General features: G+C 63.5%; 11 protein-coding genes and 2 tRNA genes. 1 reads left to right on the top strand and 12 read right to left on the bottom strand.

Going from position 1 to position 19,208, the window contains the following annotated elements; all coding sequences use genetic code 11:
* Window positions 1-91 precede the first annotated feature (91 nt).
* From K3148_RS08400 to K3148_RS08345, 12 genes are all read right to left on the bottom strand, one after another.
* Window positions 92-2,110, bottom strand: coding sequence for a TonB-dependent receptor plug domain-containing protein (locus K3148_RS08400; protein ID WP_221424389.1), 2,019 nt, complete (start codon window positions 2,108-2,110; stop codon window positions 92-94).
* Window positions 2,111-2,212: 102 nt separating this feature from the next.
* Complete coding sequence (locus K3148_RS08395) at window positions 2,213-4,399, bottom strand: M10 family metallopeptidase C-terminal domain-containing protein (RefSeq protein WP_221424388.1); 2,187 nt, start codon at window positions 4,397-4,399, stop codon at window positions 2,213-2,215.
* A gap of 116 nt (window positions 4,400-4,515) precedes the next feature.
* The gene (locus K3148_RS08390; RefSeq protein WP_221424387.1) at window positions 4,516-5,871 is read right to left on the bottom strand and encodes an HlyD family type I secretion periplasmic adaptor subunit; all 1,356 of its coding nucleotides are present in this window, start codon (window positions 5,869-5,871) and stop codon (window positions 4,516-4,518) included.
* Complete coding sequence (locus K3148_RS08385) at window positions 5,868-7,589, bottom strand: type I secretion system permease/ATPase (protein WP_221426663.1); 1,722 nt, start codon at window positions 7,587-7,589, stop codon at window positions 5,868-5,870. Before K3148_RS08385 ends, K3148_RS08390 begins: the two co-directional genes overlap by 4 nt.
* A 5-nt stretch (window positions 7,590-7,594) precedes the next feature.
* Window positions 7,595-9,028: a TolC family protein gene (locus tag K3148_RS08380; RefSeq protein ID WP_221424386.1), complete on the bottom strand. Its 1,434-nt coding sequence runs from the start codon at window positions 9,026-9,028 to the stop codon at window positions 7,595-7,597.
* A gap of 128 nt (window positions 9,029-9,156) precedes the next feature.
* A complete protein-coding gene (locus K3148_RS08375; protein ID WP_221424385.1) occupies window positions 9,157-10,392 on the bottom strand; it encodes an MFS transporter in 1,236 nt (411 codons plus the stop codon).
* A 573-nt stretch (window positions 10,393-10,965) separates the two neighbouring features.
* Window positions 10,966-11,850, bottom strand: a complete 885-nt coding sequence (locus tag K3148_RS08370; protein WP_221424384.1) for an isoaspartyl peptidase/L-asparaginase family protein — start codon at window positions 11,848-11,850, stop codon at window positions 10,966-10,968.
* Window positions 11,850-13,085 carry a cyanophycinase gene (locus K3148_RS08365; protein ID WP_221424383.1) on the bottom strand — a complete coding sequence of 412 codons (1,236 nt, stop codon included), beginning with the start codon at window positions 13,083-13,085 and terminating at the stop codon, window positions 11,850-11,852. The genes K3148_RS08370 and K3148_RS08365 overlap by 1 nt, the downstream gene beginning before the upstream one ends.
* Window positions 13,085-14,557: a putative basic amino acid antiporter YfcC gene (yfcC, locus tag K3148_RS08360; RefSeq protein WP_221424382.1), complete on the bottom strand. Its 1,473-nt coding sequence runs from the start codon at window positions 14,555-14,557 to the stop codon at window positions 13,085-13,087. The genes K3148_RS08365 and yfcC overlap by 1 nt, the downstream gene beginning before the upstream one ends.
* 81 nt (window positions 14,558-14,638) lie before the next feature.
* Window positions 14,639-17,449: a TonB-dependent receptor plug domain-containing protein gene (locus K3148_RS08355; RefSeq protein ID WP_221424381.1), complete on the bottom strand. Its 2,811-nt coding sequence runs from the start codon at window positions 17,447-17,449 to the stop codon at window positions 14,639-14,641.
* 586 nt (window positions 17,450-18,035) lie between these two features.
* Window positions 18,036-18,111 (bottom strand) — tRNA-Thr (locus K3148_RS08350).
* A gap of 26 nt (window positions 18,112-18,137) precedes the next feature.
* Window positions 18,138-18,211 (bottom strand) — tRNA-Cys (locus tag K3148_RS08345).
* A 113-nt stretch (window positions 18,212-18,324) separates the two neighbouring features.
* Here K3148_RS08345 and K3148_RS08340 point away from each other — a divergent pair.
* Window positions 18,325-19,104, top strand: coding sequence for an acyl-CoA thioesterase (locus tag K3148_RS08340; RefSeq protein ID WP_221424380.1), 780 nt, complete (start codon window positions 18,325-18,327; stop codon window positions 19,102-19,104).
* The last annotated feature ends 104 nt before the right edge of the window (window positions 19,105-19,208 follow it).

Below are 19,208 nucleotides of genomic sequence, written 5' to 3'. Positions count from 1 at the left end.
ATCAAATCACGAGGAACGGGCGCGGTATTCGCTCGGGCTGCAGCCGAGCTTGCGGCGGAAGTGGTGCGGGTGATTGATGAGGGAAGCGCACCTAGCGCCCACTGACCTTCACGCCGAACCAGACCGTGCGCGGCACGCCAAGGTCGATCGAACCTGCCTGGTTACGTGTGACGATCGTCTCATCGGTCAGGTTTTCGCCGCGCAGGACGAGCGACAGCCGCCGGGTGAGCGGCACCTCGGCATAGGCACCGAGCGTGGTGAAGGCGGGCAGGATATCGCTTTGCAAGTCGTCTTCGAACTGCCTCCCGACATGGCGCAGCGTCACTCCGGCCAGCGCACCTTCGGAAAAAGCGTATCGCAGGCTGGCCGAACCCGCCCATGCCGGGGTCTGGGCGGGACGGTTCCCGTCGAAAGCCGCGCCGTCTTCGCGCGCCTCGGCATCGGTATAGGACAGCGATCCGTCGAACCGCCATCCTCCGGACTCGAGGCGCGTGGCAGCCTCGATTCCGCGAGCGTGGATCGCTTCGATATTCTGCCGCTGCCGGGTAACGGGATCGAGCGTCACGTTCGCGATGGCGTCCCTCACGCGGTTGTCGAAGCCCGTGACGGATAATTCCACGCCTTCGCGAGGAGCGAAATCCACGCCCGCTTCAAAGCCTTCAAGCTGTTCGTTGCGCAAGGCGGCGTTGGCCTGCGTCGTCACCGGGAAGACGACAAAGGGGCGGTAGAGTTCGTTGAGCGTTGGCAGGCGTAGCCCCATGTAGGCCGCGGCTCGCAACGAAAGACCGCCGCCGACATCATAAGCCGCGCCGCCGCGGAAACTGCTTTCCCAGCCGCTGCGGTCCTCGAAACGGTTACGCTCGACAAGGCCGCCATCGGGATCGCGCGCTTCGTAATAACCGTCCCGAATAGTAAAGCGATCCAAGCGCGCGCCGGCGGTGAGCGTCAGCGGCCCGGCGAGGAAATCCTGCTCCACGAAAAGACCGAGGTCGGTGTTCGTGCCGCCGGCGCTGCGACGCTCGCGCACAGCCCCGGTAAAGGCGCTCAGCGCCACCTCGGACAAATCGCCCTCGCTACGGCGGAAGTCCGCGCCCGCACGCAGGATGTGGCGTTCGCCCAAGGGTGGTCGGATTTCGATCTTGCCGCCCAGTCCGGTCGAAGGCGTGCTGCGCTGGTCGAGGACCGGCACGAAGCGGGTCGAACTGACGACCACATTGGTAAAGTTGCGCGCCTGCACATAGGCCAGCGCATCGACCTGCCAATCCCCACGCGCGATAAGCCGCAGGCTGGCGTCCTGGCCGGTGCTCGAACTGTCCGCCCCGTCAAATCGCAAGGTCCGGCGATCGTCGTAGATCAGTCCCCGGGCCTGCAACTCGATATTTGGGGCCAGTGGGGCGACACCGCGAGCCTGCAAAGACCAGCTGTCGTAAGCGGCGCGGGCGCTTGCGTCTACGCGGTCTGCCACGGGTGTCGTATAAAAGCCGGGCCCACGATCCCAGCGTCCCGAAAGGATAGCGAAACCGGCGCCAAGATTGCCCGCCAAGTGCGCTCCGCTCTCGGTACCACCGCGATCGTTGGCGTAGACCTGCGCGCCGAAAGGACCAAGCTCGTCGGCTGACGCGCTCGACAGCTCTATCGTGCCGGCCAGGGCTCCGGCGCCGAAAGGACCGGCCCCGCCTCCGCGCGTGACCTGCGCGCTCGACAACCGTTCGGGAGCTATCGCGGAAAAAGGTATATAGCCGAAAAAGGGGTCGGCCATCGGTACGCCGTCGAGCAAAACGAGCGCCCGGCTGGTGGCGTTTCCGCCGAGTGCGCGCAGCGTGGCTCCCTGCGCGCTGGGATTGGAGGACCGGCTGTCCGACCGGCGGAATTGCTGGAAGCCGGCAACCGATGCGAGCGCATCTTCTATTCTGCCCGAAGGCGTTTTCGTTAAGGCGGCCTGATCGAGCGATCGCATCGCATAAACAGGCTTCGAGAGTGTATTCTCAAGAGCGGAGCCGGTAACGATGATCGCAGGTTCGGTCGACATCTCCCTAGACGGAGGATTGTCACTATCTTGCGCGATTGCGGCGCCTATCGGCAGGCTAGCCACAGCAAATGCAATCGGCATTCGAAGCATAGGGCGAGTAAGAAAGTGGATCGCATGCATTCCTTTCGAAGGTAGCACTGCCTAGGTCTAAACGCAGCGCGCCCATCAATGGGCGCGCGAGAATCAGGCAAAAATCGGATCCGCCGCGTTCAGCGCATCGGTTGGCGGCGCAGCTTCGCCGAAAGCTAGGAAAGACTGGGGGCTAATGTCTGTTCGAGGCTCAAGCTGAGCGAAAAGAACGGCATCAACGCCGCCGACACCATCGGGATCGTAGAACAGCTTTCCGGTCGACCACTGGTAAATAATGCGATCATCAGCATCTTTCGCTTCGGTTCCGTAAACGAGAGTCGACCGATCAAGCGCGCCGAGCGTATCAATCGCCCCGAAAGATTGATTGCGATCAAGGCCGATCTTATCGCCCCTCTGGAAGTCGTCGATGATATCGGCATTCCCGCTTCCGTAGGCCGCAAAGACGAAAACGTCGTTCCCTGCTCCTCCCGTTAGGATATCATTTCCGCTACCCCCTTCAAGACGGTCGCTGCCGTCGCCGCCGAACATAACATCATCACCATTGCCGCCAAGTAAAGTATCGTTCGCCCATTCCCCTTTGATTAAATCGTCACCATCGCCCCCGGAAAGCGTATCAGCTCCGCCAGCCCCTCGAAGTAAATCGGCGCCTGAGCCGCCTTGGAGTGTATCGTCCCCAGAATCGCCGTAAAGTTTGTCGCGACCATTACCGCCATGCAATGTATCATTACCGGGACCGCCAAAAAGGTTGTCCCAGCTAGCGCCACCTCTCAAAGTATCGTTTCCTATGCCACCCCGGATGGTGTCATTTCCAAAGTTGCCGACAAGGTAATCGTCGCCCTCGCCCCCCCACAGGAGATCCCAAGCTCCGCCGCCATCTATGTTGTCGTTGCCATCAAGACCCCATAAAGCATTGGACACATCGTTTCCAACGAGGGTGTCTGCACCCGGCCCGCCCTTCGCGTCCTCGATCACAACGCCTCGAGCGATCGCGACATTGCCCGTATTGCCGCCAATGTTGGAATAATATTCGGCACGCAAATCGATCCACTGGTCCGCTGTAAAGCCGCTGTAATCCAGCGTGTCGTGGCCACCGCTATCCCAGATCGTGTATGCGATGTTGGGATAGAGGTTTGCGTCGAACACGTCCTGTATGCCCACGCCGTTGAACCCGTAGGTGTTATCGCCCGTACGGGTTTCGCGCACCCCATAAAGGTTCTGGATCGCCACGATATCGGCCAGCATCGGCGTTCCGATATAGGCGAGGGTGAAGCCCTGCTGCGAGAAATAGCTGTTATCGCGCTGGTCGAAATAGCTCATGACCGTCGTCGCCCAGCTGTCGTTCAGATAGAGCGCGTCGGTTGCGAAGCTGGCGTCGCCGTTGTAATTGCCGGCATGTCCCAGACCAAGCGCATGGCCGAGCTCGTGCAGATAGGTCTGGTAGCTGTAGCTGTTCAGCGTCGAGCCGTTCTGGGCGAACCAGTTGGCGCTGACGTTCACGATCGAAGTGGTGATCGTGCCGTCCCAATATTGAACCGAAGATTCCGACCACGCGCCCGATTCCATGTTCTGGAACGTCAGCGTGGCTGGAAAGGCGCCGTCATAGGTCGGCGAGAATTTGATGTCGGCAACGCTGGACCAGTATTGCATGGCAGCCAGGGCAAGCGCTTCCTCGCCCGCGCTGAGGCCAACGAACTCGTAGAAAATCGTTGGCGCGGAATAGGCGCGCTCGTCGCCGCCCCAGTAGCCGCTGGTCAGCTGTGCGGCGATCTCGTCGAGCGAGTAGATTTCGAGGGGCGCCGCTTCGGTCACGGTGAGCGTGTATTCGCCTGTGCTCTGGCCATTCCACGAATCGGCTTCGATGAAATAGGTCCCGGTCGTGTTCGCGGTGAACCGCAGCAGCGAATTGAGGCCGTCGCCGCCGTCGTCATTGGTTGCAAGTAGACCGCCGCCCGAACCGAAGATGCGCAAATACGTGTCGGAAACTGGGCTGACGCCGCTGCCCGAAAGTGAGATCGAAACGGTCTGGCCTTCGACCAGGTCAATGCGGAACCAGTCGGTATCGCCGAGCACTTCGAGCTCGCCGGTCACGCTCTCGCCGATCGCGATGGTAGCCGTCGTCGTGACATCACCCGGAATGTCACCCTCAGCCGCATTCACCGTCACCGAGGCCGCAAAAACCGCCGCTTCGCTGAACGATGCGAGGTTCAGGTGCTTGGCGACCAGATCGTTGCTGTCCGAACGGCAGGTGCAGCAGCCGCACCCCTCTTCAACCACAATCATGCAGACCCCTACTCAAATTGTTATCGAGGGTGATGCAGCCCCTCCGGCGCATCCACCTCGGGTTTCTATACAGCGCAGGCCTTGCGTTGAGATTAACTTCTGCGGCCCGGCTCGGCTTACTCCCTGAACGCCGTCTCGCTCAGGCGCGTGATCGGGGTCAGGATGTATTGCAGGACGGTGCGCTTGTCGCCGAGCAGGCTGACATCGGCGATCATGCCGGGGCCGATCGCGAGCTCCTGCCCGTTGGGGCCTTGGATCGCGCTCTGCTGCGTAGTGACGCGCACGAGGTAGTAGATCTCGCCCGATTGCGGGTCCTGGATCGAGTCCGGCGATATGGTCGATACCTCGCCTTCCAGCGCGCCATAGACCGTCTGGTCGTAGGCGGTAATGCCGACCTTGGCCTTCTGCCCGATCCGCACATTGCCGATATCCTGCGGAGACACGCGCGCCTCGACAAGAAGACTGTCTTCCTGCGCGACCAGTTCGACCAGCGGCTCGCCCGGATTGACCGCGCTGCCGCGGGTCGTGACGAGCACACGGCTGACCTTGCCGCCCACGGGAGCGCGCAAGGTGGTGCGCTGGAACCGCTCTTGCAGGGCGGGCAGCGTGCTCGCGCGGGCTTCGTATTCCGCTTGCGCTGCTGCCAGTTCGCTCGCCGCCTGTTCGCGCCAGTCCTGCCGGATACGCGAGAGATTGGCGCCGGCTTCGGCGACCTGCGCCTGCGCCCGGCCGAGCGTAGCGCGCGCGCCGGCAAGATCGCTGCGCGCCCCCGAGGCTTCCGCTTCAGCGCGGGTGAGCGTTAGACGCGGTTCGATGCCGTCCTCGACCAGCGGGCGAACCGCCGAAAGCTCGGTTTCCGCGCGCGTGAGCTGGCTTTGGCGTGTCGCAATGGCAGCCTCGGCCTCGGCGACGCTTTGGCGCGAGCGCTGCAACTGCGCCTGCCCTGCCGATAGGGCGCTGCGCAGGTTCGCCTGACGCGAGGCGTAGAGCGCTTTTTCGATTTCGAGCTGGCGCGCGGCTTCTTCATCGGCCGGAGCGGGATAACGCGGCGAACGTCCCGTCACTTCCGCGGTGAGGCGCGCGACCTTCATGTCGAGCGCCTGCGCGGTCGCCTCGGTGCTGCCGAGGCTCGCGCCGGTTTCCGTCGGGTCGAGGCGCAGCAAGGGCTGGCCCGCCGTGACCTCATCGCCCGGACGCACGAGGATTTCCTCAAGAACGCCCCCTTCGAGGCTGGAGACGACCTGCAATTCGCTGGCCGCAATCACCCGGCCCATGCCGCGCACTGTGCGGTCGATCTCGGCCCATGCGGCCCAGCCGATGATGAGCACGAAGAAGGCGACGATGCCCCAGAAGAGGAATTTCGAAGCCTTGCCCGGCTCGATATCGTCGACGAAATCCTCGAGGTGGCGCTCGTGCGGCTCTTCCTCGATCACGATCGGCTGGTCGCCCTGGTGTTCGGCAAGCGAGTTCATGGCTGCTTGTTCCCCTCGGCGAGCTTCTTGAGCACGGCGTCACGCGGCCCGTCTGCGACCACCTTCCCGCGGTCCATGATGATGATGCGGTCGACCAGCTGCAGCAGCGGCTGGCGATGCGTCACCACGACCAACGTACGGTCCTTCAGCTCGTCCTTGAGACGGTTGATGAGATCGGCCTCGGTCTGCGCGTCCATCGCGCTCGACGGTTCGTCCATCACCACGATGCGCGGCTTGCCCGCCAGCGCGCGGGCGATGGCGATCGACTGGCGCTGCCCTCCCGAAAGCCCTTCACCGCGGTCGACCAGCTTAAGATCATAGCCGTTGGAAATCCGCGAAACGAAGAGGTCGGTCCCCGAAACACGGCTGGCGCGCAGCATTTCCTCATCGTCGATATAGGGTCGTTCAAGAACGATGTTCTCGCGGATCGAGCCGGAAAACAGCGCCGGCTCCTGCAGCACCGAACCGATCTGGGCGCGCATCGAATAGGGGTCGAACTGGGCAAGGTCGACGCCATCCACCAGCACCATGCCTTCCTGCGGCGGGTAAAGGCCGAGCATCATACGCGCGATGGTCGACTTGCCCGAACCCACACGGCCGAGCAGCGCGACCTTCTGGCCGGGCTCGATCTTCATGTTCACATTGTCGAGTGCCGGAGCCGAACCACCCGGATAGGCGAAGGTCACGCCGCGAAGTTCGATGGCGCCAGCGGTCGCGCCCATTTCGAGCGGCTCGCTTTCCGGCCCTTCAACCGGCTGATCCATCAGCTGGCGGACATGACGGTAGGCTGTGCGCGTAGCGGTGATGCGGCCGACCAGCTGCGAAATCTGCGCCAGCGGCGCGATGGCGCGACCCGCGAGGATCGAACACGCGATGAGGCCGCCGAGTGTCAATTCGTTGTCGGCCACGAGGAACACGCCAACGATGACCACGCCGGCATAGCTTATCATACCCGCACTGGTGGCGAAGGTCGTCCCGACCGAGGAGATCAGGCGCTGGCGCAGATTGCTGTGCGCGTGCTCGCGAACTGCCTCTTTCCAGCGACGCTTGAGCATGCGGTCGGCGCCGGCGACCTTCACATGCTCGATGCTACCGACGGTCTCGATCAGCACCGATTGCTTGGCGAGGCCCTGGCCCATGGTCGTCGCCGCAATGCGTTGCAGCGCAGGCTGCGCGGCGAGGCCGACGAGGATTACCAGCGGCACCATGGCAGCCGGAACGGCGACCACCCAGCCGCCGATCATGGCCACCACGGCCAGCGTGATGAGGATGAAGGGCACGTCCACCACCGCCACCAGTGTCGCCGAGGCGAAGAAGTCGCGAATGGTTTCCAGCTCGCGCATCATGCCGGTCAGCGCGCCGGTCGACCCCTGTCGCAGTTCCAGCCGCATGGCGGTGAGGCGCGCAAACACGTCCTCGCCGATTTCCTCGTCGATCTTGGCACCGGCGAAGTCGACGAAATAGGCGCGCAGCAGCTTGAGGACGAAGTCGAACAGCAGGATGATGCCGAGGCCGATCGAAAGCGCCAGCAACGAGCCATAAGCCGCGTTGGGCACGACGCGGTCGTACACCGTCATGGTGAAGAGCGCACTGGCGAGGCCGAACAGGTTGATCAGCACCGCGGCCACGGCGACCTTGGAATAGGTCCGCCAGTTGCGCTTGATCGGATCGGCGAGCCAGTCGGCGATCCGTTTCTGCGGGATTTGGACGAGCGACATATCGCTCACAGCGGCACCTCTTCTTCCTCGATTTCGAGCACGTCGAGCAGACGCCCGGTGCGCAAGAGCAGCACGTAGCGTGCCTGGTCCAGTTCGGTCAGCGCGCGGATATAGGCGCTCGCTGCGTTGAGATAGGCGTTCTGAGCATCGGCGACATCGAAGACGGTACCGCGCAGCGCGCCGAAGCGGGTGACGACGATGTCGCGCGATTGACGCGCCGCCTTGTAGGCCGCTTCGAGCGCGGCGACCTGTTCCTCGATCGCCCGCACGTCGGACCACGCGATCGCGGCGTCCCGGCGCGCCTCTTCGCGGATGCGGTCGGCGACAGCGTCGGCTGCCAGCGCTTCGGCATCGGCAGCGCGCGCGCGCGACCAGACGCCGCCGCCCAAAATCCGCCAGTTGAGATTGAGGGTCGCCCGCGTGTCGTAATCGTTCGTGTCGGCCGCGAAAATTCCGTAGCGCCCATTGTCCACGCGGGCGCTCAGCTCGGGATATTTGCCGGCTTCGGCCACACGTGCTTCCTGGCCGCGCGCATCGGCGACTGCCTCGGCGCTCAGGACCGCAGGCGAATTTTCCGCCGCGAAGACCGCGTATTCGCGCGTGTAGCGCAGTTCCGACAGGACCGGCGGACGCAGCAGCCGGTCGGGCGGGGTAAAGCCACTTAACTGTTCGAACCGGGCTTCCGCGCTGGCAAGCTGGCGCCGGGCCTGGGCCAGCTGCACAAGCCCCTGCGAGCGCAGGCTGGCAACGCGGGCGCGATCACCCTCTGCCGAAACGCCGCGTTCAATCCGCGTTTCGACAGACGCTTCCAGCCCGTCCTGAGCGGCGACAAAGCCTTCGATCAGCCGGACCAGCGCCTGGTACCCGAAAACCTGCGTCCAAGTGACGACAATGTCTCCGGCAACCTCGCCTGCGCGGGCCTGCCGCTCGTAGCCGGCTGCGCGCAGCATGGCCGCGGCGGAGCGAACCTGCCCGTCGGTCCGGCCGAAGTCGATCAGCGGCTGCGCGACCGAGAAGGTGAAGTCGATCCTTTCGCGCGGACGCGAGCGTTCGATCAGGTTGAAGGGATCGTTCGAGAAGTTGCGCTCGATCGTCTTGAAGGCCGACACGCCGACGTCGATCGTGGGTAAATAGCCGCTCCGGGCTTCGCCGATGCGGGCGCGGGCGGCGATTTCGCGCGCCTCGCCTTCGCGCTCGGTCGGGCTTTGTTCCAGCGCGGACACGACGATCGTCCGGAAGGTTTCGGGATCGGCCTTCGCCTCGCCGAGGCCCAGGACGGGGTCGTTCGTAAAGTCGATGGCGAGCGGGCGCGATTGCGGTTCGGGGAGGCTAGGCTCGTCGCCGGCCTGGATCGCGGGATCTTGCGCGCGCAGAGCTTCGCCATCGACCGGAATCGATGTCGCAAGCGCAAGCGCGCAGCAGATGGCAATATACCGCATGTCCGTCCAATAATCCCCGTGTTCCCCGAGGTCGTTACCAGCCCCTTTACCACAAGGCGTTAACAAAACCAGCAAGACGCGCAGAATTCGGGCCTGTGTAATAGAAGAGAGACGCAGCGGTTTTATGGTTAGTGGTCGTCCTGGATCGGTGTCTCGGCTTCGAGGACGGCGGCCATGGGGGTCGTGCGGGGCAGGCTCTGGAAGGCCTGCTGGTCGTCGGCCGGTACGGCGGCGCGCGCGAAGGTCCGGCCGATCCCGAAGAGCCCGCCGATGAGCGCTAGCCCACCTATGACAGCGAAGAGGCCCGCCGGTCCGAAGGCGCCCATGCCCGCCGAACCGATCAGCGGCCCGGCGACAGCTCCGGCCGAATAGGTCAGCACCAGTCCGCTGCTCGCGCCGATGCGCTCCTCTTCGGACAAGTGGTCGTTCGAATGGGCCACGCACAGGGGATAGAGCGCAAAGGCAAACCCGCCGAACAGGCTGCCGAGGCCGATGGTCCACGTTGCGCCGAGGTCGGCCAGCGCAATCGGCAGGCAGATGAGTGCGGCGGCAAGGAAGCACGCAATGACCACGAGCCTCCGGTCGAACCGGTCCGAGAGAATGCCGAGCGGGTATTGGAGCGCCACACCGCCCGCAATGACGCAGGAGGTGAACAACGCCACCTCGGACAATCCCATCCCGATGCGCTGGATGTAGACCGCGCCCAACGCGTAAAACGCCCCCAGCATCGCGCCGGTAATCAGCGTGCCGATGATGCCCAGCGGCGAAACCTTATAGAGACGCTTGAGTGAGAACGGCGCCACGGCATCGATACGCGGCTGCTCCATCCGGGTGAGGAGCACCGGCAGCAAGGCGATGGAGAGCAGAATTGCCGAAACCATGAACGGCAGGTCGGGCGCGCTGTCGCCGAGGTTGAGGAGGAACTGCCCGGCCGCCTGCCCGCTGTAGAGCGCGATCATGTAGAAGGCGAGCACGCCGCTGCGGTTCTGCGGGCTGGCCTGCTGGTTGAGCCAGCTTTCGAGGCAGACGAATACGCCGGCCATCGCAAAGCCGTCGATGAAGCGCAGCATGGTCCACACGCCCGGATTGTCGAGGATCGCATAGGTCAGGCTGCTCGCCGAATAGACCGTCACGAAAGCGGCAAAGGCGCGGATATGGCCGATGCGCGCAATCACGCGCTCGACCCGCATCGAACCGAGCATCAGCCCGCCGAAATAGGCGGTGGCGACGAGGCCGATAACGCCCGCCGAAGCCCCTGCGACTTCCAGCCGGACCGCCAGCAGCGTCGACAGAAAGCCGCTGCCCGCCATCAGCAGGAAGATCGCCAGCAGCAGGGCGCGAACGGGATAAACCGAATTCAGCATCGAGCCGCCCGTATTCCCCAAGGCTGCCCTCTTCAAGCAAAGCATGAGCTTTACCAGCGCGAGCGCGGTCGACGGATCGAAATACTGCGAGCAGGAAAGTGGTGCCCCATAGACGACAAAAATGGGCACTCAAATCATTGGGAAATTTTTCTCGAACGCCCGTAACATCCGCGGGTATCCCGCTCAGTCCAGCCCCAAATTGGTCAAACAAACCCGGCCGCCCAAGAGTAACTTTGCGCCGATAGGAAGGGCGCGTATCAGATGTGCAAAGGGGAGAATGATGACAGAAAAAGACATTCTGGATTTGGTCGAACCGCGGTTCGGTTCAAGAAACCTAGCACTCCAATGGTATGAAACACGGGCTCTCTCAGGATTCCGTGGAAAGACGGCAAAACAGCTAATCGTACGGTGTCAAGCTTCCGAAGTCGCAAAATACGTTGCTGCGATCGACGCTGGCATTTTTGCCTAGCCTACGCAGTTGGCGGCAGCTTTGGGGCGGTAAGCAGAATGTCCGCTGGCGATTGACGGCACGCGAAAAGCAGAACTCGGCGCGCCGCCTTCGATTGTAACCACCTACAGTATCGACACTCTCCGATCGATCCGCGACCCAGAGACAGCTCTCTTCATCCCCGCGGAATTGAACGGCATGGTGACATTGCCCATGCGGTCGACGGCGATTAGCCCGCCGTCTCCGCGGTTGCGCGCCACGGCTGCCAGGAGCGCATCGCCCGCCTGCTCGAGGCTCTCGCCGCCATAGGCCATTCGTGCCGCCAGGTCGCGGGCACCTCCGGCATAGATGAAGGCTTCGCCGATCCCGGTGCAGCTGACTGCCACTTCGCTATCGGCCCAGTTGCCGATCCCCGTTATCGGGGTATCGCCGACACGCCCTGCGCGCTTGCCCAAGAGCCCGCCGGTCGACGTCGCCGCAGCCAGTCCGCCATGCATGTCGAGGGCGACCGCGCCGACCGTGCCATGCGCCAGGCCCTCGTCGAGCTGGAGCATTTCCTCGGCTTCGATGCCGACCGGCAGTACGAAATGGGTGGCCGGATCGGCGACCATTTCGAGATTGTGCTCACGGGCAAAGGCCTTCGCGCCGTCCCCGGCCAGAAGAATATAGGGCGTATGATCGAGTACGGCGCGCGCGGCCCGGATCGGCTCCGCGATATCGGCTGCCGCACAGACGCCCCCGGCCTTCATCCGCGCCCCGTCCATGATCGCGGCATCGCATTCGACGACGCCTTGGTCGTTTGGTGCCGACCCGCGGCCCGCGACATAAAGTCCGCTGCTCTCCATCTGGGAGACGGCGAATTCGACCATATCGAGCGCGCTTGCCCCCCCGGCCAGCATATCGTCGCAGCGGTCTACTAGGCCGGCAAGATGCGCCTCGACCTGAGCGTACTCCCGATCCGGGTTCACTCCCGCCCCGCCGTGCAGGACTATGACATAGTTGTGCGACATCAGTTTTCTGCTTTCTTCATGATTATGTCGAGCGGTTCGATATCGAAGCGGACGGCGGACAGGGCATAGGCTGCGCGGCCTTCGGGAGGACGCCCCCACCAGCCCTGCGAGGCATCGGTCTGGATGAAGCGGTAGGTCACTCCGTGGGCGCCGCTGAAACTCTGGCGCTCGACCTTACGGGCGGCCGAATTGTCGAGCAGCGCCTCGCCTGCCACCTCGGCCAGCGACGTCGCGCCAAGCGCCATGCCGCCTCCCGAAACGGTTGCCCGGCCGAAATATTCGTTGCCGATAGTTGCTTTCTTGAAGGGAGCGGGTTCGATCCTGCCATCCGCCAGCGATATCCGGTCGCCGCTCGAGGCAAGGCTCAGCGACATACCCCGAACCGCGAAGCGCGTGCCGCTTCCCCGCGCGGCGCCGCGCGCATCGAGCAGGGTTACATAGCCTGTTCCGAGCACGAGCGCCTCCGTGTCCCCTGCAGTCACCTTGATGGCGGTATTCTCGTCGATGCCGATCCCGATCCGGTGCGGCTGGCGCTCGTGGGTGAGCAGCGCGGCCAGCCTTCCAAGCCTCGCCCGCTCGCCGAAATGCTGGTCGACCAGGAGATTGTTAAGGAAACCCAGCCCACGGTCGAAGCGCACCGCCTCGCCGGGCGCATCGGGCAGAAGCGCCGCCAGCGTATCGCCCTGCGTAATCATCGGATCGCTCATGATTGCCGCCCCGGCCGACGTTCCGCCCACTACCGCCCCAATGTTAAGCCGCTCGCGGATAGCGGCAAGCATAGGCGTTTCGCGGCCATCGTCTTCGATCAGCAGCTGCGTCAGGCGCGACTGGTCTCCGCCGGTGAACCAGATTGCGCCCGCCTCCGCGATCTTCGCGATTTCCGCGGCATCCTTGGCGCCTCCCGTCCATTCGGCCTCGTCGATTTCGGCGGTCTGCGGATCGTCGAGCATGGCCAGTTCGACGATCCGGATATTCTCGGGATCGGCGCCGAAGTTGATAAGTGCCTTACGAAAATCGTTGGCGGCCTGGCTCGGGGCGCCCGATGCGGCCGGTACGATCGCTATGGCTCGGGCATCCGCGGGGCGGACATCGAGAAAGGCTTTGAAGACCTCTTCGTTGTCGGGTTCGAGGCCGCCGCCCACGATGACCAGCGTGCCCGGCTGTGCCTGCAAGGTCGGCGTGGCACATGCGGCAACCACAAGGGTGAAGCAGGCCGCTAACAATCGCAGGAACATCAGAAGCCTCCGCCGTGGGCGAGCAGCATGACCGCGCTGCCGAGTATGAAAAGCGCCAGCATCGGTTTCCAGAAAAACGCGAGCCAATCGCCGTAGGAGACGCGCGCCGCCGCAAGGCAGCCGATCAGCGTGGCGGAAGTCGGCACGACGAGGTTGGTGAAACCGTCGCCCAGCTGGAATGCCAGAACGGCCGTCTGGCGGGTGACGCCCGAAAGGTCGGCGAGCGGCGCCATGATCGGCATGGTAATGCTCGCCTGCCCCGAGCCCGAGGAAACGGCGAAATTGAAGACGCTCTGCGCGAGATACATCGTCCATGCCGTCATCCAGTCGGGCACTGCGGCGGTCAGCCCGGCGAGCCCGTTCAGAAGCGCATTCAGCAGGGACGCGCCGGTCGGAGAATCCCCTCCCAGAAGTAGCATGATGCCTTTCGCGGCACCGACAATGAGCGCAGCTGGCAGGAGCTGCGCCGCACCGTCGCGAAACGCCTCCATCATCTCGCCGGTCGCTCCGCCTTCGAGCTTGCCGAAGCGGGCGATGATGGCGGTAGCGATGCCCACTGCGAAGAATTGTGCGGCGATCTCGGGAAGGTAGTAGCCGCGCGTGGTGACACCCCAAGCCACCCAGGCCACGCCGAGCAGGAGCGTGGCGAGGACAAGGAGATGAGGGAAGCGCAAGGTTTGCCCGGCATGGGCATCGATGGATCCGCCGAGCGTCCCGACAGCCGGGCGCAGCCCGAGGCGGACGCTGCGGGCATAGCGCCAGGTAAAGAGCGCGCCGAGCAGGGTGAAGCCTGCCCAGATAGCCAGTCGCGGCCCCATCCCAGACATGGGCGGCAAACCTGAGATGCTCTGCGCGATCACCACGCTGAACGGGTTCATCCAGCTCGTCGCGAAACCGATCTGGCTCGCGCAAAGGCATACCAGCAGCGCGGTAATGGCATCATAGCCTGCGCGGCTCAGCGACGGCGCGAGGATGAGCGTCAGCGCGATGGCTTCCTCCGACAGGCCGAAGATCGCGCCCCCGAGAGAAAATGCGAAAAACAGCATCATCAGCAGGGTTTCGTTTTGCGCCTTGCCGCCGGGCAGCGAAGCCTGCACCGCTGCATCGATCGCGCCGGTCCGCATGATCATGCCGAACACGCCTCCGATCACAATAATGAAGGCCATCAGGCCCACGGTGGGCGAATAGCGATCGCCCGTGACCAGCCCGGCATAAAAGAAGTCGAGGAAACCCGCGCGCTCCTCATTGCCGATTATGGGCGCGGGCATGGTCGCCGATGCGGCCTGATAACTCCCCGGCACGATGCGCTTCGGATCGCCCGCCACCTCGAATTGTCCGGGAACGAAGACGAATGTCGCCGCCCATGCCAACAATGCCAGCGTGAACATGATGAGCAGTGTATCCGGCATCCGCCAGACGCGCGGCGTCGGCTGGGCGCCGCCGCCCGCGTCTTCGGCTTTCCTATCAGACATCGTCTTCTCCCGTCGTCCGCTTCTCCGGAGCCCACCATGATAGGGCGGGCCCCGGAGCCTAGCGGATTCGACCTTGCCGCCTTAGAAGCGCTTCGTCACGCGGAGCGTAGCGTAGCGGCCGATCAGGTCGTGGTTGAAGAGATCGACATTCGACGACGATCCCAGCACGCGCGGCGGGTCCTCATCGAGGATGTTTCGCACCGCCAGCTGGATAAAGCTGTCCTCCGCAAAATCGTAGCTCACGCTGAGATCGAAGGTGAGATAATCGTCGACCTCGTACTCCCGGTCGAGCGGCAGTCCCAGCGCTTCGAGGGTGCGGTCCGAGGGGTCGTCACGGTATCCGGTCTTGTAATGGCCGGACAGAGAAGCCCTCCAGGCATCCTTGCGCCAGCGGAGCTTCCCGCTCGCGATGAAGTCGGGATAGACATAGTCGCCTGCGAGCTGCTCGACCGGACTGGCTTCGGAGGCCTTGCGTTCGAAATTGAGGATGCGCGTCGCATCCAGCCGGAAGGTGAAATCGCCTGCATCACCACCGCCGAGGCGGTGCGTATAGGCGAAGTCGATCCCGTCCGTTTTCTGGAATCCCAGATTGGTGATCTGGAAATGCGCGTCGGTGACAAAGCCATTGGTGACTTCGAGACCCGGCGTGCCGGTTAGCAGTTCGCCATCGCCCACGACCGCGAATTCGCCTGCCAGCGCGCGGCGGATGAAGTCGTCCTCATCAATCCCGACCAGATCTTCGTGGCGAATGTTCCAGTAGTCGACCTGCAGCTCGATATCGGGGCTGGGCGTGATCATGACCCCGCCACCGAAACTGCGAGCGTTCTCGGCGCCCAGGGCCGGATTGCCGACATCCTCCGACAACAGCGCCTCGCCATCGCCGGTCGGATCGCCGTCGCAGGCTCCGGGCGTCGCCTCGCAGTCTACGCGATACGAGCTCAGCAGGACACCCGCGCCGCTCTGGGCAAGCGAGGGTGCGCGGAACGAGGTCGAGTAATTGGCGCGCAGGGCGAGCCAGTCGACCGGCTCCCACCGCGCGGCGATCTTGGGATTGAAATCGCTTCCAAAGCCTTCGAAATCGTCGAAACGTCCGGCCAGCTGAAGGTCGAGGCCTTGCGCCAGCGGCACATAAAGCTCGCCGAAGAGCGACCAGCTGTTCCGGTCAGCCTCGGCGCTCGTAGATGAAAATCCCAGGATCGGCTCAGGATTGTCGATCGTGGCCACGGCCACTCCGGAAGGGGTGTCGCGCAGCGTTTCACGCCGGAACTCCCCGCCAAATGCTGCCTTGAGAGGCCCTGCCGGCATCTCGAGCAGCGTACCGTTGACGCTGGCATCGAAGGCGTAGAGGCGCGATTTGCCGCTGCGTTCCGCCTCGGTGCCGAGCAGTTCGGCAACGCCGTCTTCCTGCGCGGTCTGCCCGCCGAACGGATTGTACCAGAGCGTGGTCCGTCCGTCGTCTTCGCAGGTGTCGCCGATGAAATCGGCAGTCGGCCGGGCAAGATCAACATCCCAGCGCTCGACCCGCGATCCGTCGGTACAGATATTGCCCAGGTTGAGGTCGTAGAAGTTCTGAGCGATCACCAATCCCGAAACGCCGCGCTGGACGCGGTCGTTGCCTCCGAACAGGAATGCCGCGTCGAACCGCCAGTCGCCAGCCAGATCACCGCGGAGACCCGAGGTGATGCGGTAGCTGTCGGATTCGACCTCAACGGCGCGCGGCTCGGGGATCTTGCCCCAGGCGAAGATCGGGAATCCGAAGTAGTCGCTGAAATCGCCCACGCCGCCTTCCTCGACGATGTCTGCCTGCAGCGCGGCCGGCCAGAACGGATTTTCCGGATCGATCGGCGCCCTTGAGAAATTGGCCGGTGAACTGACACCGCGCGATTCCACGCGGCTGTAGAGCACGTCGTTATACCAGGTCAGGCTGTCGGAAATCTTGAATTGGTGGGTGAACAACCCGCCAATCGTTTCCAGCCGATCCTGCACGGACACGAAAGCATTGGTGTTGACCTCGCAGAACTCGCCGAAATTGCCGAAGCCGAAATCGTCGGCGGCGCAGCCACCGTCCGCGGGCTCTTCGGTCTGGTCGAAGAACTGGAAGAACAGATCGTTGAAGCTGGGGTAGAAGCCCTGCTGGCTGGGCCGGAAGCTCTCCCGGCTGATTTCCCGGTCACGCAGGAAGAAGGGATTGCGCTTGAAATAGTCGACCACCAGCATGACCGAATTGCGGTCGCCAATGCGTGCACCGGCCACTGCCGTGAGGTTGTAGCGGCCCTCGTCGGTGCCAGCCGTGGAATTACCGTAGCTCGCGCTGAGCTCGATCCCCTCGAAGTCGTTTCGCAGGACGTAGTTGACCACGCCGGCGACAGCATCTGCGCCGTAGATCGCCGATGCACCCGACGGCAGCACTTCGACCCGCTCGACTGCGGCAAGCGGTATCGAGCTAGCGTCGATGAAGCTTTCCTGGCCTCGCGCAAAAGCGCTGATCTGGGCGCGGCGGCCATTGATAAGGGTCAGCGTGGACGAGGCGCCAAGTCCGCGCAGCGAAACCGCTGATGCGCCGACCGGAGTGTCGGATGACAGTGGACCGGCCGTGGCGGTGGAGAATGTCGCTCCGCCGCCCGAAGCAACCGGGAGGTCCTGGAGGACCTCGATGATGGTCCCGGCGCCCGATTCCACGATATCCTCGCGGTCGACGGAAATCGTCTGGACCGGGCCGTCCGATGGCAGCCCTTCGATACGGCTCCCGGTGACGACGATGACATCTTCGTCGGGCGACGCGGTGTCTTCCGTGCTGGCAGCGGTTTGCGCCAGGACAGGGGTGGAAATTCCTGCAAGCAGGAGGGCAGCGGTCCCGGAGGCGCCGCGACGGATTTTCGATTGATTTGACATGCTATGATCCCTCGAACCTTCATGGGCGACCCGATGGTCGCGTGCGAATGGTCAGGGACGGGCCCGGAATGTCTTGGGGCACGAAGAAAGCGTGCCCGAAATCCGCGCCTATCCCGCGCGGATCGAGATTACTCGTTGAACCAATCGGTGAGATGAAACTCGACCGATCGGCGTACGGCAACGAGGCCGGTTGCAGGGCAGAAGAAATGTCTGCGCATTTATATATCGTGCCATCAAACGAGCAGTCGCGCAAGATAGCGATCTCTTGCGTTATGCAGTCGCAACTTTACGACGCTCAGTCAGTCGTAAGCTTTCAGGCGATTGCGCGTGAAGGTCGAAGACGTGAAAAGCGCCGGTTAGAATACTTAGCTTGGATGTGGACGATTTGACCAAGAAGCGCTCGCAAGAAGGGTTTGGGGCATCTAATCGAGTGACTTATGTCCGCTTTAGGGGCTGCACCGACCACCGCCGAATGACCGATGTGAGGGCGAAAGCGGCCATTTGTCCGCCTACTCAGCCCAAAGGTTCTCAGCAGTCGCCTATGGGGGTGCGCAAAAATCGACGGTTTTCCGCCATTCCTGAAAAGTGGTGCCGCTTACGTGACTCGAACACGTGACCCCATCATTACGAATGATGTGCTCTACCAACTGAGCTAAAGCGGCACATTCTCTTTTCGAACCAAGAGAAGTGGAGGCCCGAGCCGGAATCGAACCGGCGTGCAAGGATTTGCAGTCCTCTGCGTAACCACTCCGCCATCGGGCCTCGCCCGGCCTCTCGACACGGGAAGCGGCCCACTAGCGATTCTGCAGGCGCATTGCAATCGCCTTACGTAACGTCAGTCTGGACGAAGCGAAAAAGCCGCGCGATGAGGGGGGATGAGCATTGCCAGCCTTACCGATCCGATCACGCCCGAGGGCGGGAATACCCGCTTCGACAATCTCGAGCACTGGATGCAGGGCCGCACGCTTTATGGCGGGGCTTCGGCGCTCATCGCCTACACGGCCGCCGTGCGCGCCTTTCCCGACCTGCCTCCCTTGCGCGCAGGGCAGGTTGCCTTCGTCGCGCCGACCGGGCCCGAGGTCGAGCTCAAGCGCGAGATCGTGCGGCAGGGGCGCAATGTGGCGCAGGTGCGCAGCGAGATCTGGTGCGAGGGGAAATGCACGCTGACCGCCTTCTGGCTGTTCGGCACCCAGCGCGAAGCCAACGCGCAGCATCCCGCCGGAAAAATCGCCGACTGGCCCGGCTCGCCCGAGGATGCGCCGGTGACCATGACCGGCAAGGGCCCCGCCTTCATTCAAAACAATTTCGAGCTGAAGAAGGCGCAGGACATCAGCGGCCCGGGAGAGCCGGTCGTGCGCCGCTGGGCGCGCCTTACGGACCGCGAGGGCCTCGATCCCGTAAGCGAACTCATCCTGCTGGGCGACGTGCTGCCGCCGGGTGCCATGCGCGCGATGCAGCGGCAGGGGCCGATCAGCTCGATCAACTGGTCCTTCAATCTCCTCGATACCGCCCCCTCCACGCGCGACGGCTGGTGGCTGTCGGAAAACGCGAGCCAGCACGCAGCCGGCGGCTATTCGAGCGAGCGGCTGCGCCTGTGGAACGCGGACGGGCAGCAGGTGCTCGACGGGATGCAATGCGTGGCGATCTTCGGGTGACGAAGGCGACAGGGCGTCAACCGGATCGCCCTTCTTCTAAAGCACTGAATTGCTATAAGAAATGCGCTTGTTTGAAGGCAGGTGACAGCGGCCCTGCCCTCGCG

The organism is Qipengyuania aurantiaca (genome assembly GCF_019711375.1).
GTDB classification, from domain to species: domain Bacteria; phylum Pseudomonadota; class Alphaproteobacteria; order Sphingomonadales; family Sphingomonadaceae; genus Qipengyuania; species Qipengyuania aurantiaca.
This window is presented reverse-complemented; position numbering and strand designations above follow the sequence as displayed.